Source organism: Candidatus Persebacteraceae bacterium Df01 (assembly GCA_030386295.1).
Lineage (GTDB): Bacteria > Pseudomonadota > Gammaproteobacteria > Tethybacterales > Persebacteraceae > Doriopsillibacter > Doriopsillibacter californiensis.
Genome location: JANQAO010000001.1, coordinates 567188 through 593740 on the forward strand (window position 1 = coordinate 567188; position 26553 = coordinate 593740).

The following is a 26553-nucleotide window of genomic DNA, read 5'->3' on the forward strand; positions in this document are numbered from 1 at the left end:
AACTTAACGTAAATCAAGGAAATGGAGTGACGTGTTGTAGTATTTTTTCGATTGTTATGTGAATTTACTGTAATGAATAGCTAAACTTAGATGGCAAAGTGCTAAGAACTCCACATTTGCAAAAATAAAAAACGCAAAAAAGAGCTAGTAATTAGTCAATTCAGTTTTTTGAAAATATAAGATAAGTGAGGGACATTAAAGTCGGCAGGTTTTACAACAGGTGCTGCAATATTTTTGAGATTAGAGAGTTATAAATTGGCTCGTAATACTTGCTTAGGTTTTTTTTACTATGCTATAATCCAAAACCTGCCCAAAGATAAGGCAGGAAACGGTTTCTGCCAGTGGTAGCGCCAAATTTAGTAAAGATGTCTTTTGTTGAAAACAAAAAATATGCCAACAATTAATCAGTTAACAAGAAAACCGCGGCGCTCAAAGGTATACAAGTCAGCGTCTCCGGCATTAGAAGATTGTCCGCAACGGCGAGGTGTGTGTTTGCGCGTTTATACGACTACGCCTAAAAAGCCTAATTCTGCTTTGCGAAAAGTGGCGCGGGTGCGGTTGGTCAACGGCTATGAGGTTACTTCTTACATTGGTGGCGAAGGTCACAACTTACAAGAGCATTCGGTGATTTTGGTGCGCGGCGGACGAGTCAAAGACTTGCCGGGAGTGCGTTATCACGTGGTTCGCGGTTCTCTTGACACTTCGGGGGTGGAGAAACGTCGACAGGGACGATCTAAATATGGCAGTAAAAAGCCCAAGGAATAACTTTTAGGAAAATTTATGTCACGTCGCAGAGTTGCTGTTAAAAGAAAAATATTGCCAGATCCACGCTATGGTAGTGGTCGGTTGTCAAAATTTATTAATGTCATGATGGTGGATGGCAAAAAATCAGTTGCAGAGCGCATCGTATATGGCGCGCTTAGTGATATTGAAAAACGTCGTGGTAGTAATCCAATTGAGGTTTTTGAGGAAGCTATTGAAAATGTTCGCCCACAGGTAGAAGTGAAAAGTCGCCGTGTGGGTGGTGCTAACTATCAAGTTCCAATTGAAGTTCGCGCTGATCGTGCGATTGCTCTAGCTATGCGATGGATTTGTGTTGCAATGCGCGCCGGAAGCGAAAAGTCATCCAGCCGCAATCTTTCTAATGAGTTGGTGGAAGCCTCTGGGGGTAGAGGTAAGGCGGTAAAAAAACGTGATGACACTCACCGAATGGCCGCCGCAAATAAAGCATTTGCGCATTTTCGATACTAATTTACTTGGTTTTATATCGCAAATATTATGTCTAGAAAAGTCCCCATTGATTTGTATCGCAATATTGGCATCATGGCTCACATTGATGCGGGTAAGACGACGACAACTGAGCGGATTTTGTTTTATACCGGAATTTCCCACAAAATAGGCGAAGTGCACGAAGGCACTGCCGTGATGGATTGGATGGAGCAAGAGCAGGAGCGTGGTATTACCATTACATCCGCGGCTACTACCTGTTTTTGGTGTGGCATGAACGGTAGCTTACCGGAACACCGCATTAATATCATTGACACACCGGGACACGTGGACTTTACCATTGAGGTGGAACGTTCTTTGCGGGTTCTTGATGGTGTTGTCGCAGTTTTTTGTGCTGTTGGCGGAGTGCAACCTCAGTCTGAAACGGTTTGGCGGCAAGCAAACAAATACAAAGTGCCGCGAGTCGCTTTTGTTAATAAAATGGACCGAGTGGGAGCTAACTTTCACCGAGTGCGAGGGCAAGTTAAAGACCGCTTGCGGGCGGTGCCTGTGCCCATTCAATTGCCAATTGGAGCAGAAGACAGCTTTAAGGGTGTGGTGGATTTGGTTGAAATGCATGCCGTTTATTGGGAAGAAGAAAATATGGGGACGAAATACCGCACTGAAGAAATTCCTGCGGATTTGGTTGAAGAAGCGACTGTTTGGCGTGAGCACTTATTAGAAGTGGTGGCGGAATCTTCTGAAGAATTGATGGAGCTGTATTTGAGTGAGGGTGACTTGTCGGTAGAAAATATCCGTCAAGGAATTCGAATGCGTACCGTTGCTAATGAAATTGTTCCGATTTTGTGTGGAACGGCATTCAAAAACAAGGGAGTGCAGGCACTTTTGGATGCAGTCATTCATTATTTGCCATCACCTGCTGATATGCCGCCGGTTTCTGGTATTGACGAAAAAGAAAATAAAGTTACGCGCCTAGCTAATGACGAGGAAAAGATGGCTGGTCTTATATTTAAAGTAGCGACCGATCCGTATGTAGGGCAGTTGTCATTTTTCCGCGTGTATTCGGGGACTTTGCAGTCAGGAGGGACCGTGCTCAATATGTCGCGCGGACGCAAAGAACGTGTTGGTCGTATTTTGCAAATGCATGCCAATACGCGTGAGGAAATTAAAGAAGTACGAGCAGGTGATATTGCTGCTGCAGTGGGTTTGAAAGAAGGCATTACGGGTGAGACTATTTGTGCGGCAGATGCGCCTGTTGTATTGGAGAAAATGGTTTTTCCAGAGCCAGTGATTCACGTTTCTGTTGAGCCGAAAACTAAAGTTGATCAAGAAAAAATGTCAATTGTCCTCGGTCGCTTGGCGCACGAAGATCCATCTTTCCGAGTGCGTAGTGATGAAGAGTCTGGGCAGACAATTATTTCTGGTATGGGTGAATTACATTTGGAAATTATCGTTGATCGCATGCGGCGCGAATTTAACGTGGAGGCTAACGTTGGGCGTCCGCAAGTGGCTTATCGTGAGGCGATTCGCAAGCCAGTAGAAATTGAAGGAAAATTTATTAAGCAAACTGGTGGGCGTGGTCAATACGGTCATGTCTGGCTCAAAATGGAACCGCTTGAGAATGGTGAAGGGTTTCAGTTTATTGATAAGATTAAAGGTGGTGCAGTGCCCAAAGAATACATCCCCGCAGTGGAAAAAGGTATTGTGGACACGATGAAGTCCGGTGTTTTGGCTGGTTACCCTGTAGTTGACGTAAAAGTAACACTGTTTGATGGTTCTTTCCACGATGTGGACTCTAGTGAACAAGCTTTTCGTATGGCGGCTTCTATGGCTTTTCGCGATGGTATGAGAAAAGCCAATTCTGTTCTCATGGAGCCGGTAATGAAGGTTGAAGTGGAAACGCCAGAAGAAAAAATGGGCGATGTGATGGGCGATATTAACTCGCGGCGCGGTATGATTCAAGGGATGAATGACATTATGCCTGGTTCTAAAGCAGTAGATGCCGATGTTCCATTGTCGGAAATGTTTGGTTATTCCACTCAATTGCGTTCGTTAACTCAAGGGCGCGCGACCTATCACATGGAATTTAAACATTACTCCGAAGTGCCAAATAATGTGGCAGCGGATATTGCAAAAGGAGCGGCATAATGAGTGGTATGTTTAGTTTTTCATCTAATCTGTGTTCTGCAAGATTTTTTGAATAAGGAGAAAGAAAGATGGCAAAAGATAAATTTGAACGAACAAAGCCGCATTTGAATGTAGGCACGATAGGTCATGTAGATCACGGAAAGACAACACTGACGGCGGCGTTGACGACGATATTGTCTAAAGAGTATGGCGGTGAGGCGCGTGGTTATGACCAGATAGATAATGCTCCAGAAGAGAAAGCGAGAGGGATAACGATTAATACGTCGCACGTAGAGTATGAAACGGCAAATCGTCACTATGCTCATGTGGATTGCCCGGGTCACGCAGATTATGTAAAAAACATGATAACAGGAGCGGCGCAGATGGATGCGGCGATATTGGTGGTGAGTGCTGCTGATGGTCCGATGCCACAAACGCGCGAGCACATATTGTTGGCTCGTCAGGTTGGTGTGCCGCGTATTGTGGTGTATTTAAATAAAGCGGATATGGTGGATGATGAGGAATTATTAGAATTGGTAGAAATAGAAGTGCGGGAGTTGTTGACGAAATACGAATTTCCTGGAGATGACACTCCGATAGTTACCGGTTCAGCGTTGAGAGCTTTGGAAGGTGAGGATAGTGATATAGGTTTGGGTTCAATTCGGAAATTAGCGGAAGCATTAGATACGTATATTGAAGAGCCGGAGCGAGCGGTAGACGGTGCATTTTTAATGCCAGTAGAAGACGTATTTTCTATATCGGGTCGTGGAACGGTGGTGACCGGTCGGATAGATCGTGGGAAGATTAAGGTAGGAGAAGAAATAGAGATAGTAGGGATACGAGATACGGCAAAGACGATATGTACGGGAGTGGAGATGTTTCGTAAGCTGTTGGATGACGGTCAGGCGGGCGATAACGTAGGCTTGTTGTTACGAGGGACGAAGCGAGAAGAGGTAGAGCGAGGCCAGGTGATGGCGAAGCCGGGTAGTATTCTGCCGCACAAGAAGTTTGAGGCGGAAGTGTATGTATTGAACAAGGAAGAAGGTGGTCGCCACACTCCATTTTTCCAGGGATACAGCCCACAGTTTTATTTTCGGACGACGGATGTGACAGGAGCGGTGAGGTTGAAAGAGGGAGTAGATATGGTGGTTCCGGGAGACAACGTATCGTTAACGGCGGAGTTGATAACGTCAGTCGCGATGGAAGAAGGTTTGCGTTTTGCGATACGGGAAGGTGGCAAGACCGTGGGTGCTGGTGTCGTTACTAAAATCTTGGAATAATTTATATGGCTGAAAAAAAACAAACGGTAGCGCATCCTAAATTTCGCATTCGATTGATGGGATTTGATCACTGTCTCATTGACGAGTCTACAAAGAGTATCGTCAATACGGTCAAACGCACTGGCGCAAAAGTTTGTGGCCCAGTGCCATTACCGGTGCGTCGTCGTCGCTACGATTTGTTGCGCTCGCCTCACAAAGACAAAAGTTCGCGGGAGCAAATTGAAATACGTGAACATTGTCGGCTTTTAGATATTATTGACTTGAGCAATAAGGCAACTAGTGCGTTGACCAATTTGGATTTGCCGGCTGGTGTGCATGTTGATATTAAAGTGTTGTCGACATGACCATGTTAGGGCTAATTGGAACCAAAATTGGTATGACTCGTGTTTTTACAGAAGAAGGTAAGGCTGTGGCAGTTACTGTGATTGACGTTAAAGGCAATCGGTTGGCGCAGCAAAAAACAACTGAGTGTGATGGTTATGATTCTGTGCAGGTGGCTTACGGTGAGCGTCGTGCGCATCGATTGTCTTCGGGAATTAAAGGGCATTTGGCAAAATACCAAGTTGGTGCGGCACAGACACTTTGTGAATTTCGTGCAGTTTGGCCGGAGGAAAAAAAGGCTGGTGATAGTATTGGCGCTACGTTATTTGCGGATGGCCAATACGTAGACGTTTCTGGAGTGAGTAAGGGAAAAGGCTTTGCTGGCGTTATCAAGCGTCATCATTTTAGTTCCAATCGAGCATCTCACGGTAATTCAAGAGCTCATAGAAAGCCGGGTTCAACCGGTCAATGTCAAGATCCTGGTCGTGTATTTCCAGGAAAAAAAATGCCAGGTCAGTTAGGTAATAAGCGTCGCACATCACAAAATTTGCAAGTTGTGCGCGTAGATGCCGGACGGGAATTATTATTAATTGGCGGTGCCGTTCCAGGTGCGCCAGGTGGGAGAGTTAAATCTTCACCATCAAATAGCCGTAGCAAAAGTGCATCTGGTGACAATATTAATATGCCAGCAACGCCTATAAATAACCCGATGCGAGTATCGGATGTTTGTTTTTTCATGGTGATACTTTAATGGAAATGGTGCAGCGGGTTAAGTTGCCGCTTATTAGCTTTAACTAGAAAAATCGTACATTCGTCCGCGATTTAAAATATCATGTGGGTCAAATGCCTTTTTGAGATTGCGGTGAATTTTGGCAATAGGTGGAGCTAACGGTGGAAAACGTTCGGTTGTCTCTGATTGGGTGGTGCGAAATAATGTTGCCGAACCGCCGGCCTTTGCTGCCGCTTCCTGCGCTGATTTTGCGCTTCCTCGTTGCCAACGCACTGCACCGTGCCACTCAATTAATTCATCGCCTGCTGCAACCGGCATCGTTGCGGGCACCATGGTTCGCCACAAATTGTTATTGCCAACAAAAAATGGATGTGTCTGTTCGCGTACTGATTGCCAAAATGCGGTTGCTTTATCTTCTATATCACCGCCAACCTCGGACACTGCACGCTGTACCGCCTCAGTGCCGCCGGCAAAGCGGCGCCACAACAAGTTATCGTGCCAGACACTGGCGGTAATAGGTGAACCCTGCGCAAGTAGACGGTTGGTACTGTCAATGGCTATCATTTCATCGCATTCCATCACCGTGGTTAATTCTGCTTCCGGTTTCGGCGTTACTCTAAAAGTCACATCGGTGATGATGCCGAGCGTCCCTAAGGAGCCTGCCATCAATCGTGAAACGTCAAATCCGGCGACATTTTTTAGAACGGTACCACCAAATCGCAAAACTTCTCCCGCACCATTAATCATACCGACACCCAGTACATGGTCGCGTAATGCTCCGGCAGCTGGGCGTCGAGGGCCAGAAAAACCGCACGCCAACGTGCCTCCTATTGTTGCCGTTTCACCAAAATGCGGTGGTTCAAAAGCCAGCATCTGCTGATTTTCGGCGAGTAACGTTTCTATTTCTGCCAGCGGCGTTGCAGCACCAGCGGTGATATATAGCTCGCTAGCTTCGTAGGAACTTACGCCCGATAGCGACGATATGTCCAGCGTTTCACCCATTGCGGGGTTGCCATAAAAATCTTTGCTACCGCCGCAGCGCAAAGACAATGGTTGCTTTGTAGAGGCAGCGGCGGTAACGCGTTCGGCAATGTGTGAAATGGTTTCTTTCATGGGTAAATTAAAATCTTGGCAAAGTAGAAAACTTTTCCTCACCGCTTTTAACATGCATGTGACCGAATTCAGCGCATCGGTTGAGTGTGGGAACCGTTTTGCCCGGATTGAGAAAAGCAAGTGGGTCAAAAGCGTGCTTGATGTCGTGAAAGGTTTGCAATTCTGGTGGCGTAAACTGTGTACACATGCCGTCTATTTTTTCCACACCCACGCCGTGTTCGCCGGTGATTGTGCCGCCGACATCTAAACACAAATTCATAATGTCGGTGCCAAATTGGCAAGCTTTTTCGGCCTCGCCGCTGACATCGTCATCATACATAATAAGCGGATGCAGATTGCCGTCGCCGGCGTGAAAAACATTAGCGCACGGTAATCCATACTGTGTCGACAAGGCAGCAATATTATTTAACACATCTCCGAGTCGCTTACGCGGAATAGTGCCGTCCATGCAATAGTAGTTGGGGCGAATGCTTCCCATTGCAGGAAATGCCGATTTTCTACCTTTCCAAAATAATTGGCGTTCGGTTTCGTCGCGTGCTGCTCGAATGGGAGTGGCACCATGCGTAGTTAACACCTTGCGCAAATTTTCCATGTCACGCTCGGCATCTTCTCGCCGACCGTCGGTTTCTGCGATGAGTAAAGCGGCGCAGTCGGTGGGATATCCAGCTGCGGCAAAATCTTCCGCCGCACGGGTGGCCAGTTGGTCCATCATTTCCAGACCAGATGGCGTGATGCCGGAGGAGATAATGCCAGCAACGGCATCTCCTGCCGCCTTGACCGACGGGAAACCCGCTAACACGGTACAAGTCGTTTCCGGCAATGGTGATAGTCGCAGCCACACTTCGGTGACAACTGCGAGCAAGCCTTCACTACCGTGTAGTAACGCCAACAAATCAAATCCTTGTTCGGTGTTGTCAATTTCCACCGCTTCTCCGTCAGCGGTAACCACTCGAACTTTGATTACACAATGAACGGTGAGTCCATATTTGAGACAACGCACGCCACCGGAGTTTTCGCTGACGTTGCCGCCGATTGAACACGCCAACTGTGATGAGGGGTCGGGGGCATAAAACAATCCGAATGGGTAAGTAGCCTCGCTGACGGCCAAATTGCGTACTCCAGGTTGCACCCGCGCCACTCGTGCCAATGGGTCTATTGACAAAATACGGTTAAGTCGCGAAAGCACTAATAACACGCCATCGGCATGCGGTAGCGCACCGCCTGATAGCCCCGTTCCAGCACCGCGCGTCACCAGTGGGACACCGGCTTCACGGCAGCAATTCACAACGCGGATAACCTCTGCTTCATTACTAGGCAATGCCACTGCCGCCGGTAGACAGCGAAACATTAATAATCCATCGGCTTCAAAAGGCTTACAATCTTCGGGGTTTAGCAATACTTGTGATTTGCCCCGCCGTCAAGCGACAGCAGGTGCAATAATGGAATTGTCAGTGGTTAATTTTGGTGGTGGTAAGGCGGAAACTTTTCAGGTGAAAGAATCTTTTTTGTCGCGTCCTTATAATGCGCCATTAGTACATCAAGTCGTGGGCTCGCATTTTGCCAACGCTCGGCAGGGCACGCGAGCACAAAAAACTCGTGCGGAAGTGCATCACTCTACTCATAAATTATTCCGCCAAAAAGGTTCAGGCCGAGCCCGCGGCGGTATGTCATCCAGCCCGATTCGTGTTGGTGGAGGACGGGCGTTTCCTTCTCGTGTTGATGAAAATTTTAGTCAGAAGGTGCCGCGTCGAATGTTTCGCGCTGTGATGGCGATGGCAGTGTCACAATTGTGTCGTGAAGAGCGTCTTCATGTTGTCAAGTCAATGGAAATGAAAACGCCTAAAACTAAAGCGTTGATCAAAGTGTTTGAGGATATGAATATTGAGGGCAAAGTGTTGTTAGTGGATACTGAAATTGACAACAATGTAGAGCTGTCGGCGCGCAATTTGCCGTTTGCTGATGTGTGTCCGATTTCTTGTTTGCTGCCTTCCTTGATGATTGGCGCCGATAAGATTGTGTTTACCCAGCGTGCCTTGCAGTGGGCAGAGGAGAAATGGCAATGACTGGTAGTGCCCGACTCATGAGCATCATTCGTGCGCCGGTGATTTCCGAAAAAAGTACGGAAGCTGGAGACCGGCACCGCACAGCAGTGTTTCGTGTGCTTCCTAGTGCTCGTAAAGATGAAATTCGCCGTGCGGTAGAAAAAATGTTTGAGGTTAAAGTAGAAAAAGTTCGCGTTACCAATGTGAACGGTAAAACCGTTAATCAGATGGGGCGTCGTCGTCACTCTTCGGGAAGTCGAGTTTCGTGGAGAAAAGCCTATGTTCGCTTGGCCAAAGGTTATGATATTAATTTTGCGGAGCTGCAATAATGGCGCTGGTTAAATCCAAACCGAATACTCCAGGCCAGCGCGGCATGGTGCGCGTCAAAACGCCGGGGTTACACAAAGGCAACCCTTGCGGTCCCTTGTTAGAAAAGAAACGTAAAACAGCAGGGCGAAACAATCATGGACGCATCACCGCTTGGCATCGTGGTGGCGGTAGTCGTCGCCACTATCGGCAGGTTGACTTTAAGCGGGATAAAGATGGGGTTCCAGCGCGTGTTGAGCGGTTGGAATATGATCCCAATCGTAGCGCGCATTTAGCGTTGTTGCTTTATGCTGATGGCGAACGGCGCTATATTATCGCACCGCAAGGAGTGGCTGTGGGAGATAGAATTGAAAGCGGTGCTGATGCTCCCATCCGTTTTGGTAATGCTAAACCACTATCTGCCATTCCAGTAGGGGTGACAGTGCATTGTATAGAATTGCGTCCTGGACATGGCGCACAGTTGGCTCGGGCTGCTGGTATCAGCGCCCAATTTGTGGCTTTGGATGGGGATTACGCTATGTTGCGTCTTAAGTCCGGTGAAACGCGGCGAGTACGTGCCGATTGTCGTGCCGTTATCGGAGCCAGCGGTAATGAAGAGCATTTTTTGCGCAAGCTTGGCAAGGCTGGTGTGGTACGTTGGCGCGGGCGCAGACCTCACGTGCGTGGCATGGTGATGAATCCGGTAGATCATCCTATGGGCGGCGGTGAGGGTCGTAGTAAATCCAACAAAATTCCGGTAAGTCCTTGGGGACAACCGGCGAAGGGTTACCGCACACGTAAAAACAAGAGAACAGATAAATGGATTGTGTCACGCCGGCACGCACGGAAGAGATAAATATATGACACGCTCAATAAAAAAAGGCGTCATGGTGGATCATCATCTAGCGCGTAAAGTATCAAAAGCACAGGAAACTCGAGATCGTAGACCTATCAAAACTTGGTCTCGCCGTTCCATGATTACCCCTGATTTTGTTGGGCTAACTATTGGTGTTCACAATGGTCGTCAGCACGTGCCGGTTTTTGTCACTGAAAATATGGTGGGGCAAAGGCTTGGTGAATTTGCGCCTACTCGCACATTTCGTGGTCATCCTACCGGCGATAAGTCGGCAAAGAAAGGCAGATAATGCAAACTGCTCGTGCCATTATTCGCAACGCGCCACTGTCGCCACAAAAAGGTCGCCTAGTTGCCGACCAAGTGCGTGGTATGAATGTCGGTAAAGCTATGGAGTGTTTGCTATTCAGTCGCAAAAAAGCTGCTGCCATTTTGCGCAAAGGGTTAAGTTCAGCCATTGCCAATGCTGAAGAAAACGCTGGTGCTGATATTGATGCTTTGTATGTAGCGCGTATTGAAGTGACGGACGGGATGACAATAAAACGAATTCGGTTTGGTGCGCGTGGCCGAGTGTCGCGTATTAATAAGCGACGTAGCCATGTTTTAATTCAACTGGCAGCTAAGGAAGGGAAATAAAACATGGGGCGCAAAGTTAATCCAATTGGTTTTCGTCTTGCGGTGCGCCGCGATTGGAAATCTCGCTGGTTTGCCAAAGGGCGCGATTTTGCCGAGATGGTTATTAAAGATACGCAAGCGCGACGCCATGTAAGCACCAATTATCCTCAGGCAAATATTAGTCACGTTGAAATTGAACGAACAATGCGGGCAGTTCGAGTGATTGTGCATTCTGCTAGGCCTGGTATGGTCATCGGTAAAAAAGGTGAAGGTATTGATCGGTTGCGCGTTGACTTACGTCGGCTATTTGGTGTGGATGATGTGTCGGTAGATATTCGCGAAGTTTCCCAACCAGAGGCAAACGCCAAACTTATTGCACTTAATGTTGCGTCCCAATTAGAGCGGCGTATTATGTTTCGTCGTGCTATGCGGAGGGCAATGGCCAGTGCCATGCGTTTAGGTGTAGAAGGTGTCAAAATTATGTGTGCTGGACGTTTGAACGGTATAGAAATTGCTCGTACGGAATGGTATCGCGAAGGGCGAGTGCCTTTACACACATTGAAAAATGATATTGACTACGGCTGTGCCGAAGCTAAAACCAGCATGGGTGTGGTTGGCATTAAAGTTTGGGTGTCGCGTGGCGACAAATTTGGCAAAGCTCGAGTATCTAAATACACCGCACAAAGCGTGGAAGAAGAAATTGTTACCGCTGACGAGGGTAGCATTGCTGTTATTGAAGCGCCTGATGTAGTTGAAGCTGTTGTTGCTAAAGAAAGTGGTACGGTTGAAGTCGCTAACGAGGTTGTCATTGAATCACCCGTTACTGAAAAGAGTGGTGAGGAAGTTTCTGCTGAAACATCTTCCGCACCAAAAGAAAATGTGGCTTCACAAATCGAAATAGAAAAAACAGAGGAAAGCGATGCTGCAACCGGCAAGAACTAAGTATCGCAAGGTACAAAAAGGCCGCAATCGCGGCATGGCAACCAGCGGTTGTAAAATAAACTTTGGTGATTACGGTCTGAAAGCTACCGTCACCGGTCAGTTGACATCTCGCCAAATTGAATCCGCGCGGCGAGCAATTGTTCGTTCCGTTAAGCGCGCTGGTAAAGTGTGGATACGGGTATTTCCTGACAAGCCGGTAAGTAAAAAACCGGTTGAGGTACGTATGGGTAGTGGTAAGGGAAATCCAGAGTTTTGGTGTTTTGAAGTTAAACCAGGCAAAATATTGTACGAAATGGAAGGTGTGAGCGAGGCAGCGGCGCGTGAGGCTTTTCGTTTGGGCGCTGCAAAATTGCCTTTTGCTACACGTTTTGTCAATCGCCGCGAAGAGCAATAGGAAAACTGCAATGAGTCAGATTGGACGCAGAAAAGTAGAGGTAAGGGAAAAAGCAATTGACGGCTTGCGAGAAGAATTGAACGCATTGCGCCGTGAGCATTTTAACTTGCGAGTGCAAAAAGCGGCACAACAAAACACTAAAAGCAGCGAATTGCGTCGTGTTCGCCGTGATGTGGCGCGAGTGGAAACTATTTTGCGTGAAAAGGAGAATAAAGTATGATAGGCAAAGAGACAGTCAAGCGCCGTTTGCGCGGCGTAGTCGTAGGCAATCTTGCCGACAAAACTGCACGCATTCGCATTGAAAGACAAATGCAGCATCCACTGTACAAAAAAGTAATTCGCCGCCACAATAGCGTGCAAGCGCACGATGCTGAAAATACCTGTCGCCTTGGTGATACGGTAGTTATTGAAGAAATTCCGAGAGTTTCCAAAACCAAATCATGGCGAGTGATTCAAGTCACTGGTGGAGAGAAGTCGTGATTCAAATGCAAACTGTTTTAGGATCGGCGGACAATACTGGTGCCAAAAAATTAATGTGTATTAAAGTGCTTGGCGGTTCTCACCGCCGTTACGCTCACATTGGTGACATTATTAAAGTGAGCGTTAAGGAGGCAACGCCCCGTGGACGGGTGAAAAAAGGTGAAGTGTACGACGCTGTTGTCGTACGCACAGTACACGGTGTTCGTCGTGTTGACGGTTCGCGTCTACGTTTCCAAAAAAATGCCGCTGTACTACTTAACAATCGTAAAGACCCTTTAGGAACTCGTGTATTTGGACCAGTAACGCGCGAATTACGCACTGATCGTTTTATGAAAATCGTTTCACTGGCACCGGAGGTATTTTAAATAATGAATAAAATCAAAAGCGGTGATGAGATTATAGTGTTGTGTGGACGCGATAAAGGACGAACTGGCGTGGTGCGCAAGGTGTTGTTAGACTCGCAGGACAAGCCAGAGAAAGTAATTGTTGAGGGAATTAATACCGTGACTCACTATGATCGACCAAATCCACAGGAGAATCAACCTGGTGGGTTAGTCAAACGTGAAGCGCCTTTGCATGCTTCTAACGTGGCATTTTTAAATGAAGACAAAGGTGTTCGCATCAAAATTGGTATTGGCGCAGACGGTAAAAAAACGCGCTTTGCCGCAGGAAAAGAGGTGAAATGATGAGTGTTGCTCCCACTCGTTTGCAACAATTGTATGAACAAAAAATCGTGCCTGATATCATGAAGCGGCACGGCTACAAAAGTCATCTGGCGGTTCCGCGGCTTTCAAAAATAACGCTCAACATGGGTATTGGTCAAGCAGTCGCAGACAAGAAGAAATTGCAGTCTGCGATGGAAGATATGACTCAAATTAGCGGTCAAAAGCCGGTTCAAACATTGGCGCGAAAATCTATCGCTGGATTTAAATTGCGCGAAGAGGTTGCTATCGGTTGTAAAGTGACAATTCGCCGCAAGCGTATGTACGACTTTTTAGATAGGTTGATTACTACGGCGTTACCACGCTCACGTGATTTTCGTGGACTTAAAGCTAAGTCTTTGGATGGACGGGGAAATTACAGTTTAGGCATTCCTGAGCAAATTGTTTTTCATGAAATTCAGTATGAGAAAATTGATGAGTTGCGCGGTTTGGATGTGACCATCACCACCACAGCAAGCGACGATGAGCAAGCTTTGGAATTATTACTGGCGCTAGGCGTGCCAATACAACAACAGGAGCGATAAAGTATGGCAAAAGTGTCCGTTGTCAACCGTAATAACCGCCGCCGAATTTCGGTGCAAAAATACGCCGAGCGGCGTGCCCAACTAAAGAAAATCTGGCTTAATCCAATGTTGCCAGCAAAAGAAAAAGAAGGGGCATTTGAATTATTGCAAAAGATGCCGCGTGATACGGCACCGACTAGAGTGCGCAATCGTTGTGCGTTAACTGGACGGCCTCGGGGGGTATATCGTCGTTTCGGCATTTCGCGTACTATGTTGCGTGAAATGATGATGAACGGTGAAATACCCGGTGTAGTCAAATCTAGCTGGTAAGGAGAAAAATACGATGATGACCGACCCTATTGCCGACATGCTGGCGCGCATTAAAAATGCTCAAGCAGTGGGCAAGCTAACCGTTTCTTTTCCCAACAGTCGCCTGAAGTGCGCAATTTTAGATGTGCTTTTGACTGAAGGTTATATTGAAGGATATTCGGTGAGTGATGATAAGCGAAACATTGAAATGATTATCAAATATTATGCCAGCCGACCGGTGATTGAAAAACTCAGGCGTGCTAGTCGTCCTGGACTTCGCCGTTATGTGCGGGCTAAAGACATTGAACTAGTACAAAACGGTTTGGGCGTAGCGATTATTTCCACATCTAAAGGGTTAATGTCTGACCATCAGGCTCGTAGCACGGGGCTTGGAGGAGAAGTGCTATGCGATATATGTTAGGGCGCAAGAAAAAAACGGTAAGAACGTATGTCAAGATTTATTAAAAATACCATAGCGGTGCCAAGTGGCGTTGAAGTTGTTTTTAGCAACAACGGTGAAGTGACGGCTAAGGGACCTGCTGGAGAAGTCAAGCGGCGACTGTTTGCTCCAGAGGTATCTATTGAAAAATGCGACGGTGGGTTGCGTGTGGTTTGTAAAGATGAATCTAGCACTGCACTTTCTGGTACTTTTTGGAGGACATTGAAAAACATGGTGACCGGAGTGCAAAAGCATTTTGAAGTGACACTCCTGTTGCAGGGAGTTGGCTATCGTGCCCAACTGGCTGGCAATAAAGTTACATTGCAACTGGGTTTTTCGCATCCGGTGGTATACCAATTACCTGCTGGAGTGACTGCTGATGCGCCGTCACAAACCGAATTGACACTAAAAGGTGCCGACAAAATGTTGGTTGGGCAGACTGCCGCCGAAATTCGGGCTATGCGACCGCCAGAACCTTATAAAGGTAAAGGTGTGCGCTATAAAGACGAGCAAGTTATTATTAAGGAAACGAAGAAGAAATGAGCGCATTATCAAGCAGACAACGTCGTCTTCGGAGGGGCGTCAAAAGCAGGAAACGTCAAGCATTGCTTGGAGTTGCACGTGTTGTGGCGCATCTTACTGGCAAACACACGTATGCTCAGTTGGTTGCTTCTGATTATCGCGTGTTGGCGTCGGCTTCTACAGTTGAGCCGGAGTTGCGAGAGTCACTCGGCGGAAAATTTTCTAATATCGCTGCGGCGCAACGTGTAGGGATGAGGCTGGCAGAGAAAGCTGTGCCTTTGGGAGTAGAAAAATTGGCTTTTGACCGTGGCGGTCGAAAATATCACGGGCGCATTAAGGCGTTAGCGGAGGCTGCGCGTACTGGCGGCATGAAGTTTTAACCAGTTTGGAAAAAGACATGGATAAAAAAGACAATAATAAACCGGAATTAACCGAAAAAATGGTTGCAGTCAACCGAGTCACCAAAGTAGTGAAAGGGGGGCGTATTATGCGCTTTTCCGCGATTATGGTGGTTGGTGACGGTGATGGTCGTGTCGGTATGGGTACAGGAAAAGCGCGTGAAGTATCGTTGGCGGCGCAAAAAGCTACCGAAAATGCCCGCAAGGCTATGGTTAAAATAGATTTAGTTGACGGTACTATTTACCATGCAATCCAAGGTAGGCACGGAGCTTCACGTATTTATATGCAGCCAGCTTCTGGCGGTACCGGTATTATTGCCGGTGGTCCGGTGCGGATGTTGTTTGAGGTAGTTGGTATTCGTGATATTTTGGCTAAAAATATCGGCTCGGCAAACCCGTATAACATCTTGCGTGCGGCCATTAGAGGATTGACCGCAATACGTACTCCGGTAGAAGTGGCAGCCAAGCGCGGTTTGCCGCTGGAAGAAGTGCAAAAACGCCATCGTCTTATAGGATAATTATTATGCGACTAAACACATTACAGCCGGGAGATCGGCAAAAACGCAAAAGAATTGGTCGCGGTATGGGCAGTGGCACCGGAAAAACAGCCGGAAAAGGACATAAAGGACAGCGTGCCCGTTCTGGCGGACGGCGTGACGGCAGTTTTGAGGGTGGGCAAATGCCGTTGCATCGGCGCGTTCCCAAGCGTGGCTTTCGCTCTCGCATGGCGCGAGAAACAATGAATGTACGGCTTTCTGCATTGAGCGGATATGAAGGTGATATTTCTGCTGAAACGCTTAAAAAAGACGGTATTATTAATAAAAATATTAAGCGTGTAAGGCTTTTTCGCTCCGCCAAAGATCAAACATCACCGAAAATACTCAATGTTGTTGATATGTCGGTTAGCAAAGGAGCGCGTGCGGCCATTGAAGCGGCTGGTGGTGCGATCGCTACTATCAAAAAATAAATGGCGTTAGGAGACAAGCTATCAGACCTTAAATCAAGGTTGGCTTTTTTATTGGGGGCTTTGGTAGTGTTTCGCATCGGTTCGCATGTGCCGGTGCCAGGGGTGGATTACGATAGCTTGCGCTCGGTTTTTGCCGAAGGTTCTAGCGGCATTTTAGATTATCTTAACCTATTTTCTGGTGGTGCCTTATCACGTGCTAGTGTGATGGCATTGGGCATTTTTCCCTATATTACCGCTTCCATTATCATGATGCTGGCATCATATTCCATTCCTTGGTTAGAAGAGTTGCGCAAGGAAGGTGAACAAGGGCGGCGGCGCATCAATCAATATACACGGCTTTTTACCGTGCCACTGGCGCTGTTTCAATCGTACGGTTTTGCCGTAGGATTAGAAGGATTAGAAGTAGTGGAAACGCCGGGTGCAGCCTTCCGACTTACAGCGATGATAGGCATGTTAGGTGGATCGATGTTTCTCATGTGGATAGGAGAACAGATTACCGAACGCGGTATTGGCAACGGTATTTCCTTGCTTATTTTTGCCAGCATTGTTTCTGGTTTACCAGTGGCGGTAGGGCAGCTATTTGAGCAGGTACGTTTAGGGACTTACGGTCCATTTACCGTTATCGGGACATTGTTATTTGTCGCAGGAATTTTGGCAGTGGTGGTATTTGTAGAGCGCGGTCAGCGGCGTGTTTTAATTAATTATGCTAAGAGGCAGGTGGGTAATCGTATGGTTGGCGGGCAAGCTTCTTATTTACCGCTCAAAGTTAATATGGGTGGTGTTATGCCGGCAATTTTTGCTTATGCCATTATTACTTTTCCTACTACGATTTTGGCGTTTAGTTCTGCCGGCGGTTCGGAATGGTTGCGTGATCTTAGTGCCTATTTGCAGCGCGGGACACCGCTGTATTTTTTGATGTTGGCAGCAACAATATTTTTCTTTGCATTTTTCTTTGTTTCGCTGGTTTACAACGCGCGAGAAAATGCTGACATGTTGCGTAAAAGCGGTGCTTTTATTCCCGGTATTCGTCCCGGCGAGCAGACATTGAGTCATTTAGAAAAAATTGTTAGCAGACTAACTCTTATTGGTGCCGTGTACATTACTGTCATTTGTTTGGTTCCGGAAGTGTTATTTTCGCAATTAAGCATTGCCGCCATTTTTGGTGGAACATCGGTACTCATCATGGTTGTAGTATCCATTGATTTTATGGAGCAAATACAACATTATTTACTTACGCACCAATACGGCAATTTGCTTAAAAATGCGCCCGGAGCAAATAAAAAATAATGGCAGGTAACGACGACAAAATTGAAATTAACGGAACGGTAACCGATTTATTGCCTAACGCCACGTTTCGGGTGAAATTGGAAACTGGTCATTTGATTATCGCTCATGCATCTGGGAAAATGAGAATGCGTCATATTCGCGTGTTACCTGGCGATAAGGTGCGTGTGGAACTTAGCGAATATGACATTAGCAAAGGTCGTATTGTTTACAGGGAAAAATAAATACTTACCTTCCGAGCGAAAGGCATAAATCCAAATTAGTGAGATTGCAGTGTCCGCTTAGTTTGTGAGTGGTTAATTTATAGAGTGAAAAATCAATTGCTGTTGTTGCCTTGATTATCGGTTCTTATTGACCCAGAAAATTCTTGTTGTCGCCAAGCTTCCATCAATATTACTGCGACTGAATTGGACAAATTTAAACTACGATTGCGTGGTTGCATGGGAATAAACAGCCGTGTGGTAGGTGTAAACTGCGTGGATAAAATATCATCTGGTAGCCCGACAGACTCGCAACCAAACACAAATATATCTCCGGGGTGGTAGTGTGGTGTGTCAAATCGTGTTTCTCCTTTTCCGGTGGCGGCATAGTTTTGTCCGCTTCCAGCGGCACTAAGAGCTGCTGGAAGCGAGCCGTGAACTTTCATGTTTGTGTGCTCGTGATAATCTAATCCTGCACGGCGCAATAGTTTATTATCCAAAGAAAATCCCAGTGGTTTAACCAAATGCAGTTGTGCGCCGATGTTTGCGGTCAAGCGAATTACGTTGCCAGTGTTGGGTGGAATTTCGGGGTTGACAAGAATGATGTGAAACATGTGTGGTGGGGAAAGTATTGTATATTGTGTACCGCATTATGTAAATCAGCGGTGTTGCTATAATAGCCAACATTGTTCAGTAATAAAAACGGACAGATGATGAATTCAAGAATCAGTATGATTACGTTAGATGTGTGCGAGTTGCCGCGTGCTGTTCGCTTTTATGAAGAAGGGCTGGGTTTCCGCGTTTGGAACCGCCTTCTATCGTGGCGTTTTTTACGCTAAATAGCAGCTGGCTTGGGTTATATGGGCGTGACGATTAGCAAAAGATGCTTCGGTACTGCCAGAAGGAAATGGTTTTGGTGGTTGTGCACTTGCCCACAATGTGGAGTCGGGAGAAAAAGTCCGTCAAGTTATAGAGCAAGCATTGGCGGCAGGTGCGACGCCTGCAAAAACTGCGCAAAAAGTTTTTTGGGGTGGTTATTCGGGATATCTTAAAGATCCAGACGGTCATCTTTGGGCAGTGGTACACAATCCTTTTATTTGGATTGGTCCCAAGGATAAAGATATATTGTAATTATCTGTCACAAATTGTCGGATGTGCCGACAAAGATTTGCTAGAATCGCATTTTTCGTGCCGGCCTAGATTATTGTCGGCGATGTCACAACAAAGGAGCCATTATGGCAGTCCAAAAAAGCAAGAAATCACCATCTCGGCGTAATATGCGGCGAGGACATGACAAACTATCCGGGGCTACCGTCGTTACTGACGCCACCACGGGAAGCCGTCACCGGCGCCATCACATTGCGGTCGCTGGCGGCGCATCGTATTATCGCGGGCGCGAAGTCATCGCACCGCCAGCAGCAGCCGATACCGAGGAAGAGTAACTTCATGCCCGGTATCGCCGTTGATGCGATGAGTGGCGATAACGACCCGCAGGCAGCGGTTACCGCCACGCTTAAAATGGCGCGGGAAAAACCGGATTTCATATTCCAGTTGGTTGGTAAAGAAGCGGTTATTGCGCCATTACTGGATAGTCCTCCGCCCAATATTCATATCGTAGAAGCTTCTGAAGTGGTGGGTATGGATGAACCACCAACGCACGCCATCCGCCGCCGCGATTCTTCTATGCGGCGGGCAGTTAAGCTGGTCGCTACTGGTGATGCTGATGCTGTTGTTAGTGGAGGTAACACGGGTGCACTTTTGGGCGTGGGACACACTGTTATTCGTAGACTAGATGGTGTAGAGAGACCAGTTATTGCTGCTTTTGTTCCTAATCCTAACATTCCAGGTGGTTGCTGTATGTTGGATCTGGGGGCAAACGTGTATTGCACCGCTGCTATGTTGCAGCAGTTTGCTCGCATGGGCGCCGCCTTAGTGCGAGCCTTGCGTGGCGTTGCCAAACCTCGTGTGGGATTACTCAATGTAGGCGAAGAAAGCTTTAAAGGGCGGGAAGAAGTACGAGAGGCAGCGGCGTTGCTACAAGATGAACCGGACATGGAGTTGGTCGGTAATGTGGAGGGTTTTGACCTGTATCGGGGGGACTGTGATGTTATTGTCTGCGACGGTTTTACCGGCAATGTAGCACTCAAAGTATCGGAGGGATTGGTTGATATGATGAGCGGCATGATTAAGAAGGCTTTTAATCGAAATTTAAACTGTAAATTACGCGGTCTCATCGCGATGCCAGTACTTAATACCTTGCGGCAAGAGTTTGATAGCCGTCACTACAATGGCGCCTGTGTATTGGGATTGCGTGGTATTGTGGTGAAAAGCCATGGTAATGCCGACGCCACTGCTTTTTACTCAGCGCTTAACTATGCATTTCGTGCGAGCCAAGAAGATTTGGCTGGGATTATCGCGGCTATGCCTCAAAACGGTGGTGTAGGATGAACACATACGCTAAGATCACTGGACTGGGGGGACATGTGCCATCTCGCGCAGTAGATAATGCCACATTGAGTCAATGGGTGGACACTTCCGACCAATGGATTCAGACACGCACTGGCATTCGTCAGCGGCACTTTGCTGGCGAAACAGAGCTTGCTGGCACGTTGGCGTTGCCAGCGGCGAAGCAGGCGATGGCGCAAGCCGGTATTGAAGGCGCTGATTTGGACATGATTGTATTTGCCACTACCACGCCCGACCGCGTGTATCCGGCTACCGCGTGCCTGCTACAGGCAGAACTCAATGCTGCACCTTGTGCCGCTTTTGATGTACAGGCGGTGTGCAGCGGTTTTTTGTATGCACTGGGCATTGGTGAGGCAATGGTCGCCGCCGGACGTGCCAAAACTGTGCTTATTGTTGGCGCGGAAGTTTTTTCCTCTACACTAGACTGGAAAGATCGTGCGACTTGTGTGCTGTTTGGAGATGGTGCTGGCGCGGCAATATTGCAAGCTGATTCCTCACCTGGCGTGATGGCGGTGCGTTTGTACGCTGACGGGCGGTATGCCGATAATCTTACGGTTAATGCTCGCATCCGCAATGGCGAGCTACAAGGTGACCCCTACACGCGCATGGACGGTGGTACTGTATTTCGCTTTGCCGTAGAAAAAATGGTCGAATCAGCGCAAGACGTTATCGCTAAAAGCGGAAGTGCTCCCGACTGGTTAGTTTTGCATCAAGCTAACAGTCGTATTATTGAAGCGGTGCGCAAGCGTTTGAAAATGTCGGCAGAACGTTGCGTTAATTGCGTTGCCGATTATGCCAATACTTCGGCGGCGTCTATTCCACTGGCGTTGTGCGCATCATCATCGCGTTTTTCGGCGGGCGATAATGTGTTGATGGCTGCTGCTGGTGGAGGCTTCACTTGGGGAGCTGTAATGGTGGAATGGGGATAAAATGGAGGACATGGCAATTGCTTTTGTTTTTCCGGGTCAAGGTTCACAGTCAGTAGCAATGCTTGCGGCTTATGCCGAGCATCCTGCTGTTGCGGCGGCAGTAGAAGAAGCGGGTGATGCCATTGATGTGGATTTGGCGGCGCTGATTCAAAATGAAGAAGCCGTGCGCCAGACCGAAAACACGCAGCCAGCCATGTTAGCAATGGGCGTAGGGGTTTTTCGTGCTGCTGCACCGTATTTGCCGGTAGCAGTAGCTATGGCGGGACATAGCTTGGGTGAATATGCGGCGTTAGTATGTGCCGGCGCTGTTGATTTTGCCGTTGCTACTCGCTTGGTTCGTCGCCGCGGTATTGCCATGCAACAAGCGGCCAGTGATGATGCTGGCATGATTGCCATTATCGGCATCGGTGTTGATATTGTTGACAACTGCTGTGATGAAACTCGACAGGATGGCGGTCAGGTGTGGGCGGTCAATTACAATTCTCCACAGCAAACCGTTATTGCCGGTGATAAAAAATCATTGGATGATTGTTGTCGGCGCGCTAAAGCGCAAGGAGCCAAGCGGTTTGTGGAAGTTCCTATGAGTGTACCTTCGCATTGCCCATTACTTGCGCCGGCGGCAGCGTCCATGACGGAAGCATTGAGTGCAGCTAACTGGAGTCAACCTTCGCCACCGGTTATTCATAATGCTACCGTGCAAGAAGAAAAAGACATCGCTTCTGCACTGCAAACGCAACTTACGCAGCCGGTGCGCTGGACAGAAACAATTAACTGTTTTGCGGCTAGGGGGATTAGCCGTATTTATGAATGCGGTCCCGGACGGGTATTGAGCGGTCTCGGCAAGCGCATTAACGCCGATTTGCCACATGTACCGCTGGCTTCTAGCTCTGACATTGGCGCATTATGACGCCCCCTGTTAATCCCGACGAAGAAACCTTTCTCCGTTACGTCGCCGAATCCGATCTGCCAGTTACGCCGCTAATATTTAAAGCCGCTAATGATGGTGTTATGGTGTGGGCGGCTTTTGCCGAACTGGAGCGTCAACACACACACGCTTTTTTGTTAGAAAGTGCTGAAACTGGCGCCTATGGTCGATATAGTTTTATGGGAGCGGCACCGCGGCGGTTGTTTGTGTTGCAAGATGGCAATTTTATGGTGCGTGACGGTGACGGCAACACGCTAGAAACAATTGTTTGTAAAGACCCAATTGATGCGCTTGCTAAGTACTTGGAGGAACTAAAAACGCCACCCACACCGCCTGAATTACCGCCGTTTTTGGGCGGTGTTGTCGGCTGTATGGGATACGACTGTGTACACTATTTTGAGCCGGTGGGTGAGATGAAAGCAGATTTATTGCAAGTGCCTGATATGTTATGGATGCAAACCGACATCATCGCGGTATTTGACCATTATCGGAATGATGTATATGTGATTAAAAGCTGTTATCGGGAAGATATCGTTGACGGTTGGGATGAAATGTACCGACGAGGACGACACGAAGCGGAAGCCCTGTTGGCCGTTTTTTCTAATGTGCAAAAGCCAGTTATGCGACTGGCAACAACTGCCTGCCATCAATTAAATAAAACAAGCAATATGATGCGTGATCAGTTTTGCGACATAGTGCGACAATTCAAAGAGTACATTGCTGCCGGTGATATTTTTCAAGGAGTTCCGTCTCAGAGGTTTTCATTTCCTCAGCCAGCACCGGCCTTGGATATTTACCGCTGTCTGCGGCGATTAAATCCGTCTCCGTACATGTTTTATCTCAAATGTGACGATTTTGTCGTCGCTGGATCTTCACCCGAACTGTTGGTATCGTGTGAGAAAAAACATCTGCAGTTGCGCCCTATTGCGGGCACTCGCCCGCGTGGCAATGATGCGCAAGAAGATACTGCATTAGAAGCCGAGTTGTTAGCTGACGAAAAAGAGCGTGCCGAGCATTTGATGCTGGTGGATTTGGGGCGCAATGATTTGGGGCGCGTGGCGGCGGCGGGGACGGTAAAAGTATCGCGTTTTTGTCACGTTGAACGCTATTCACACGTCATGCATATTGTTTCCAATGTAGAAGGGGTGTTGGCAGATGATAAATCGTCTTTTGATGCGCTACGCGCTGCTTTTCCCGCCGGCACCTTATCGGGAGCGCCTAAGGTGCGGGCGATGCAATTAATTAACAGCACTGAGTCGTGCAAGCGGCATTTTTACGCTGGTGGCATTGGTTATATCGGCTTTGACGGCGACATGATGACATGCATTGCTATTCGTGCTTTCGTTGCCAAAGAGGGCAAATGTCATGTGCAATCTGGTAGCGGGATTGTTGCTGACTCTGATCCAGCGATGGAATATCAAGAATCTCTTAACAAAGCAGCGGCGGTGTTGCGCGCTGCGGAAATGGCAGTAACTGAACAGGAGTGTGGCAATGTTGCTGTTGATTGACAATTACGATTCGTTTACTTATAACCTTTACCAATATCTATTGGAATTGCAAGCCGATGTACGAGTATGCCGCAATGATGTGTTGAGTGTTGGTGAGGCGCTAGCGATGAATCCCGAAGCGGTCATCATTTCTCCTGGTCCTGGATTTCCGATAGATGCGGGTATCAGTTTGGATTTAATTCACCAAGCACCACCGAATTTACCGATACTGGGCGTTTGTTTGGGACATCAGGCATTGGGCGAAGCTTTTGGCGGTAAGGTGTCGGCGGCGAAAAAATTGATGCACGGCAAAACGTCTGATATTACTCACGATGGTAAGCGGTTGTTTGCAGGAGTGCCTTCGCCGCTTACGGTTATGCGTTATCATTCTTTGGTGTTGGAAGCCGAAAACATTCCCGATGTGTTTGAGGTAACTGCTGTTAATCCTGATGACGGCGAAGTTATGGCGATTCGCCATCGTACTCGTCCACTGGAGGGACTACAATTCCACCCTGAATCCATTATGACTGACAAAGGTAAAGAGATTTTGGATAATTTTTTGTGCTTTTATGTGAGAAACAAACATGAAAATTGATTTGCAAGGTAAAGCTGCCTTGGTTACCGGTGCTAGCCGTGGAATTGGCGCGGCAATTTTTTCCGCATTAGGTGCAGCGGGCGCTCGTGTGTTTGGCACTGCAACCAGTGCTACTGGTGTGGCGACAATAGAACAAGCGGCGGTGGCTGGCGGTTTTTCTGGTGCTGCGCATATTTACAATGCCAGCGATAACAATCAAGCGGCGGTGCTGTCAAATGCGGTGATGGAGGCTTTTGGCGATGCGCCGGACATTGTGGTGTGTAACGCCGCTGTCAATGCCGATACGTTGCTCATGCGTATGAAAGATGACGATTGGCAGCGAGTGCTGGACGCCAATCTTAGTGGCGTTTTTTATTTGGCGCGGGCGGCGGTGCCGGCGATGCTCAAAAAACGCCGTGGGCGAATTATTGCCATTTCTTCGGTGGTAGCGCATTCTGGCAACGCTGGTCAAAGTAATTATTGTGCGGCTAAAGCAGGAGTGGAAGGTTTTGTTCGGGCGCTGGCCCAAGAGGTTGGCGGGCGCGGAGTTACCGTTAATGCGGTGGCGCCGGGGCTTATTGACACCGACATGACGGCTAAATTACCGGAAAAATGGCGTGAAAATTTGATTGCTGCTACCGCGGTGCGTCGTGCCGGCATACCGGCGGAAGTCGCCGCAGCGGTGGTTTTTTTGGCATCACAGCAGGCAGCGTATATCACTGGACAAACCATTCATGTTAACGGTGGTATGCGTATGTAACTACGATTTTTTGATTAATGAAAAATCAAGCTGGGCCTTTGCCGTGATATAAACGTACGATGTGGCGGGCTTCGGCAAAAAATAACCAGCGTTCCATCAACAAACCCAAGAACATTAAAATCACACACACGCCACCACCCCAAGCGCTTCCATTAAAAGTAAAGGACGCGCCGGCTAGCGACGATAAAACAATCAACGGCAGCGACACGTAACGCCATAATCGTAACCGCGCCGCCGGTAATTCAAAAATAAATTCGCGTGTGAGAAAAGTGGGGCCGGTATGTCCGGCATCTAGCAATCGCGCTTTTGCTTGTGAAAAACCAGTGGCGCGTCCTACCCGAATATCTTGTGCGGCACCGATGCGCCGATAGTGTAGGATTTTTCCGATACCTGCGGACAGTGCACAAATCGTTGTTAACAAAGATGCTGTCGCCGTGTTTCCATTATTGCTGGCAGTAAATACGGCAAACAACAGACCACCGCCCGTCAACGAAAATAGCATGTAATTAATGCTGGTTAAGGGATGATGCCAAGCGGTAATTGGTTTGAGCGATTGATAAATCATAGCCGTGCATTTGACGGTGAGCAGCGCGCAGATGAAAATTGCAACTCGCCACGTTGCTGCAGTTGTTCCGTCGTAATACATCCATCCCGCCATAAGCGGAAAAAATAGTGCTGCCAATACGGCTTCACGCGACAACCACGAAGTGCGCACCCGCATAACAGCCCGCCACGCGTTTTTTGGATTTGCCAAATGCCCCACCGACGACAATAGACCGCCGCCAGTAAGTAGCATTGCACAAACTGCAGTTGGCAAAAAAGCTGAGTGCGGTAACTCTGGCGTCAGTGCTGCCAGTACAGCGGCTAATCCTAGACCGTAACCCGACGATACGGTAAAAAAAATGATGGAAAATGAGGGTTTCAAGAGTTTTTATTTTCGAATTAATTTATTAATCCATTTTTTAACGCTGCCACCGTCGGAAACATTTCCCGCTTCTTTTGTCTCAACAACAGCCGGTTGGCGCGGGGGCAGATATTGATTAACCGGTTTGTAACCGAGTTCCGGCAATAGACCGGTGCCGTTGCGTTCACGTGTGAGGCGGGAGACTTCCGAATCTGGGTCATCAAAATCACCAAACACCCGCGAGTGTGTTGGGCAGGTTAATACACATGCTGGTTGGCGCTCTGCTTCGGGTAGAGCTTCATCATAAATGCGGTCTACACACAACGTACATTTTTTCATCACACCGGCTTCTGAGTCCAATTCGCGTGCGCCATAAGGGCATGCCCAAGCGCACAAATTACAGCCCATACATTTGTCTTGGTCTACCAAGACGATACCATCTTCTTCACGTTTGTACGATGCGCCAGTCGGGCAAACAGTCACACAAGCGGCGTCTTCACAATGCATACATGACATGGGGAAATGCACTGTGCGTCCGCCCGGAGTTTCGGGAGAACTTTCGACTTCAAAGGAGCGTACTCTATTGAACCACACCCCTTCTGGATCTCGTTCGTAAGGGCGCAAGTCAGTTAACGGCCCGGTGGTGCCCGAGGTGTTCCATTGTTTGCAAGCAGTGGCACAGCCTTGGCAGCCTACACAGGTGTCTAAGTCAATAACTAGTCCAAGCCGCATTA

The 26553-nt window shown here is 47.9% G+C and carries 37 protein-coding genes and 2 pseudogenes; 34 read left to right on the forward strand and 5 right to left on the reverse strand.

The window, feature by feature from the left end:
- The first annotated feature begins 390 nt into the window (after nucleotides 1-390).
- From rpsL to rplC, 6 genes and pseudogenes are all read left to right on the forward strand, one after another.
- Entirely contained in the window at nucleotides 391-765 is a 375-nt protein-coding gene (gene rpsL / locus NQX30_02750) for a 30S ribosomal protein S12 (GenBank protein MDM5147293.1), read from the forward strand.
- Nucleotides 766-780: 15 nt separating this feature from the next.
- Entirely contained in the window at nucleotides 781-1251 is a 471-nt protein-coding gene (rpsG, locus tag NQX30_02755; GenBank protein MDM5147294.1) for a 30S ribosomal protein S7, read from the forward strand.
- A gap of 27 nt (nucleotides 1252-1278) precedes the next feature.
- Complete coding sequence (fusA, locus tag NQX30_02760) at nucleotides 1279-3375, forward strand: elongation factor G (protein MDM5147295.1); 2097 nt, start codon at nucleotides 1279-1281, stop codon at nucleotides 3373-3375.
- A gap of 68 nt (nucleotides 3376-3443) precedes the next feature.
- The gene (gene tuf, locus NQX30_02765) at nucleotides 3444-4634 is read left to right on the forward strand and encodes an elongation factor Tu (GenBank protein ID MDM5147296.1); all 1191 of its coding nucleotides are present in this window, start codon (nucleotides 3444-3446) and stop codon (nucleotides 4632-4634) included.
- Nucleotides 4635-4639: 5 nt separating this feature from the next.
- Nucleotides 4640-4978: a 30S ribosomal protein S10 gene (gene rpsJ / locus NQX30_02770; GenBank protein ID MDM5147297.1), complete on the forward strand. Its 339-nt coding sequence runs from the start codon at nucleotides 4640-4642 to the stop codon at nucleotides 4976-4978.
- Nucleotides 4979-4980: 2 nt separating this feature from the next.
- Nucleotides 4981-5583, forward strand: a pseudogene (rplC, locus tag NQX30_02775) (50S ribosomal protein L3).
- 162 nt (nucleotides 5584-5745) lie between these two features.
- On the opposite strand, the gene glcE reads toward rplC, so the two are convergent.
- Entirely contained in the window at nucleotides 5746-6798 is a 1053-nt protein-coding gene (gene glcE, locus NQX30_02780) for a glycolate oxidase subunit GlcE (protein MDM5147298.1), read from the reverse strand.
- A 7-nt stretch (nucleotides 6799-6805) separates the two neighbouring features.
- Complete coding sequence (locus NQX30_02785; GenBank protein MDM5147299.1) at nucleotides 6806-8194, reverse strand: FAD-binding protein; 1389 nt, start codon at nucleotides 8192-8194, stop codon at nucleotides 6806-6808.
- A gap of 43 nt (nucleotides 8195-8237) precedes the next feature.
- Between NQX30_02785 and rplD the strand changes: the two genes are divergently transcribed.
- From rplD to infA, 20 genes are read left to right on the forward strand one after another with little or no spacing between them, the layout of a single operon-like run.
- Nucleotides 8238-8861, forward strand: a complete 624-nt coding sequence (gene rplD / locus NQX30_02790) for a 50S ribosomal protein L4 (protein MDM5147300.1) — start codon at nucleotides 8238-8240, stop codon at nucleotides 8859-8861.
- A complete protein-coding gene (gene rplW, locus NQX30_02795) occupies nucleotides 8858-9169 on the forward strand; it encodes a 50S ribosomal protein L23 (protein MDM5147301.1) in 312 nt (103 codons plus the stop codon). Before rplD ends, rplW begins: the two co-directional genes overlap by 4 nt.
- Complete coding sequence (rplB, locus tag NQX30_02800; GenBank protein ID MDM5147302.1) at nucleotides 9169-10002, forward strand: 50S ribosomal protein L2; 834 nt, start codon at nucleotides 9169-9171, stop codon at nucleotides 10000-10002. Before rplW ends, rplB begins: the two co-directional genes overlap by 1 nt.
- A 4-nt stretch (nucleotides 10003-10006) precedes the next feature.
- Nucleotides 10007-10291 (forward strand): 30S ribosomal protein S19, encoded by a 285-nt coding sequence (gene rpsS, locus NQX30_02805; protein ID MDM5147303.1) that lies wholly within the window; start codon nucleotides 10007-10009, stop codon nucleotides 10289-10291.
- Nucleotides 10291-10635, forward strand: a complete 345-nt coding sequence (gene rplV, locus NQX30_02810; GenBank protein MDM5147304.1) for a 50S ribosomal protein L22 — start codon at nucleotides 10291-10293, stop codon at nucleotides 10633-10635. The genes rpsS and rplV overlap by 1 nt, the downstream gene beginning before the upstream one ends.
- 3 nt (nucleotides 10636-10638) lie before the next feature.
- Entirely contained in the window at nucleotides 10639-11556 is a 918-nt protein-coding gene (gene rpsC, locus NQX30_02815) for a 30S ribosomal protein S3 (protein MDM5147305.1), read from the forward strand.
- Nucleotides 11534-11950 carry a 50S ribosomal protein L16 gene (rplP, locus tag NQX30_02820; protein MDM5147306.1) on the forward strand — a complete coding sequence of 139 codons (417 nt, stop codon included), beginning with the start codon at nucleotides 11534-11536 and terminating at the stop codon, nucleotides 11948-11950. The genes rpsC and rplP overlap by 23 nt, the downstream gene beginning before the upstream one ends.
- Before the next feature lie 10 nt (nucleotides 11951-11960).
- Complete coding sequence (gene rpmC, locus NQX30_02825; protein MDM5147307.1) at nucleotides 11961-12170, forward strand: 50S ribosomal protein L29; 210 nt, start codon at nucleotides 11961-11963, stop codon at nucleotides 12168-12170.
- On the forward strand, nucleotides 12167-12430 hold the full coding sequence (gene rpsQ / locus NQX30_02830; GenBank protein MDM5147308.1) for a 30S ribosomal protein S17: 264 nt from the start codon (nucleotides 12167-12169) through the stop codon (nucleotides 12428-12430). Before rpmC ends, rpsQ begins: the two co-directional genes overlap by 4 nt.
- Entirely contained in the window at nucleotides 12427-12795 is a 369-nt protein-coding gene (gene rplN, locus NQX30_02835) for a 50S ribosomal protein L14 (protein ID MDM5147309.1), read from the forward strand. Before rpsQ ends, rplN begins: the two co-directional genes overlap by 4 nt.
- Nucleotides 12796-12798: 3 nt before the next feature.
- Entirely contained in the window at nucleotides 12799-13116 is a 318-nt protein-coding gene (rplX, locus tag NQX30_02840; protein MDM5147310.1) for a 50S ribosomal protein L24, read from the forward strand.
- The gene (gene rplE / locus NQX30_02845) at nucleotides 13116-13676 is read left to right on the forward strand and encodes a 50S ribosomal protein L5 (protein ID MDM5147311.1); all 561 of its coding nucleotides are present in this window, start codon (nucleotides 13116-13118) and stop codon (nucleotides 13674-13676) included. The genes rplX and rplE overlap by 1 nt, the downstream gene beginning before the upstream one ends.
- A 3-nt stretch (nucleotides 13677-13679) precedes the next feature.
- Complete coding sequence (gene rpsN / locus NQX30_02850; GenBank protein ID MDM5147312.1) at nucleotides 13680-13985, forward strand: 30S ribosomal protein S14; 306 nt, start codon at nucleotides 13680-13682, stop codon at nucleotides 13983-13985.
- Between the two features lie 13 nt (nucleotides 13986-13998).
- Nucleotides 13999-14385: a 30S ribosomal protein S8 gene (rpsH, locus tag NQX30_02855; protein MDM5147313.1), complete on the forward strand. Its 387-nt coding sequence runs from the start codon at nucleotides 13999-14001 to the stop codon at nucleotides 14383-14385.
- Nucleotides 14386-14412: 27 nt separating this feature from the next.
- A complete protein-coding gene (gene rplF / locus NQX30_02860) occupies nucleotides 14413-14946 on the forward strand; it encodes a 50S ribosomal protein L6 (protein ID MDM5147314.1) in 534 nt (177 codons plus the stop codon).
- On the forward strand, nucleotides 14943-15305 hold the full coding sequence (gene rplR, locus NQX30_02865) for a 50S ribosomal protein L18 (GenBank protein ID MDM5147315.1): 363 nt from the start codon (nucleotides 14943-14945) through the stop codon (nucleotides 15303-15305). The genes rplF and rplR overlap by 4 nt, the downstream gene beginning before the upstream one ends.
- 17 nt (nucleotides 15306-15322) lie before the next feature.
- Complete coding sequence (gene rpsE, locus NQX30_02870) at nucleotides 15323-15841, forward strand: 30S ribosomal protein S5 (GenBank protein ID MDM5147316.1); 519 nt, start codon at nucleotides 15323-15325, stop codon at nucleotides 15839-15841.
- Between the two features lie 5 nt (nucleotides 15842-15846).
- Nucleotides 15847-16290 (forward strand): 50S ribosomal protein L15, encoded by a 444-nt coding sequence (rplO, locus tag NQX30_02875; protein ID MDM5147317.1) that lies wholly within the window; start codon nucleotides 15847-15849, stop codon nucleotides 16288-16290.
- On the forward strand, nucleotides 16291-17577 hold the full coding sequence (gene secY / locus NQX30_02880) for a preprotein translocase subunit SecY (GenBank protein MDM5147318.1): 1287 nt from the start codon (nucleotides 16291-16293) through the stop codon (nucleotides 17575-17577).
- The gene (gene infA, locus NQX30_02885) at nucleotides 17577-17798 is read left to right on the forward strand and encodes a translation initiation factor IF-1 (protein ID MDM5147319.1); all 222 of its coding nucleotides are present in this window, start codon (nucleotides 17577-17579) and stop codon (nucleotides 17796-17798) included. The genes secY and infA overlap by 1 nt, the downstream gene beginning before the upstream one ends.
- Before the next feature lie 92 nt (nucleotides 17799-17890).
- On the opposite strand, the gene NQX30_02890 is transcribed toward infA, so the two are convergent.
- Nucleotides 17891-18388, reverse strand: a complete 498-nt coding sequence (locus NQX30_02890) for a tRNA (cytidine(34)-2'-O)-methyltransferase (GenBank protein MDM5147320.1) — start codon at nucleotides 18386-18388, stop codon at nucleotides 17891-17893.
- Nucleotides 18389-18487: 99 nt separating this feature from the next.
- Here NQX30_02890 and NQX30_02895 point away from each other — a divergent pair.
- From NQX30_02895 to fabG, 8 genes and pseudogenes are all read left to right on the forward strand, one after another.
- Nucleotides 18488-18905, forward strand: a pseudogene (locus tag NQX30_02895) (VOC family protein).
- 104 nt (nucleotides 18906-19009) lie between these two features.
- A complete protein-coding gene (gene rpmF / locus NQX30_02900; GenBank protein MDM5147321.1) occupies nucleotides 19010-19216 on the forward strand; it encodes a 50S ribosomal protein L32 in 207 nt (68 codons plus the stop codon).
- Between the two features lie 4 nt (nucleotides 19217-19220).
- Nucleotides 19221-20222, forward strand: coding sequence for a phosphate acyltransferase PlsX (gene plsX / locus NQX30_02905; GenBank protein ID MDM5147322.1), 1002 nt, complete (start codon nucleotides 19221-19223; stop codon nucleotides 20220-20222).
- Nucleotides 20219-21169, forward strand: a complete 951-nt coding sequence (locus tag NQX30_02910; GenBank protein ID MDM5147323.1) for a ketoacyl-ACP synthase III — start codon at nucleotides 20219-20221, stop codon at nucleotides 21167-21169. The genes plsX and NQX30_02910 overlap by 4 nt, the downstream gene beginning before the upstream one ends.
- A gap of 10 nt (nucleotides 21170-21179) precedes the next feature.
- Nucleotides 21180-22076, forward strand: coding sequence for an ACP S-malonyltransferase (gene fabD / locus NQX30_02915; protein ID MDM5147324.1), 897 nt, complete (start codon nucleotides 21180-21182; stop codon nucleotides 22074-22076).
- Nucleotides 22073-23602, forward strand: coding sequence for an anthranilate synthase component I (gene trpE, locus NQX30_02920; protein ID MDM5147325.1), 1530 nt, complete (start codon nucleotides 22073-22075; stop codon nucleotides 23600-23602). Before fabD ends, trpE begins: the two co-directional genes overlap by 4 nt.
- Nucleotides 23586-24176 (forward strand): aminodeoxychorismate/anthranilate synthase component II, encoded by a 591-nt coding sequence (locus tag NQX30_02925; GenBank protein ID MDM5147326.1) that lies wholly within the window; start codon nucleotides 23586-23588, stop codon nucleotides 24174-24176. Before trpE ends, NQX30_02925 begins: the two co-directional genes overlap by 17 nt.
- Nucleotides 24166-24915, forward strand: coding sequence for a 3-oxoacyl-ACP reductase FabG (gene fabG, locus NQX30_02930; protein MDM5147327.1), 750 nt, complete (start codon nucleotides 24166-24168; stop codon nucleotides 24913-24915). The genes NQX30_02925 and fabG overlap by 11 nt, the downstream gene beginning before the upstream one ends.
- A 25-nt stretch (nucleotides 24916-24940) precedes the next feature.
- Here fabG and NQX30_02935 read toward each other — a convergent pair whose 3' ends face one another.
- Together NQX30_02935 and NQX30_02940 are read right to left on the reverse strand one after the other, a co-directional pair.
- The gene (locus NQX30_02935; protein ID MDM5147328.1) at nucleotides 24941-25840 is read right to left on the reverse strand and encodes a dimethyl sulfoxide reductase anchor subunit; all 900 of its coding nucleotides are present in this window, start codon (nucleotides 25838-25840) and stop codon (nucleotides 24941-24943) included.
- Between the two features lie 6 nt (nucleotides 25841-25846).
- On the reverse strand, nucleotides 25847-26551 hold the full coding sequence (locus tag NQX30_02940; GenBank protein ID MDM5147329.1) for a 4Fe-4S dicluster domain-containing protein: 705 nt from the start codon (nucleotides 26549-26551) through the stop codon (nucleotides 25847-25849).
- Between the last annotated feature and the right edge of the window lie 2 nt (nucleotides 26552-26553).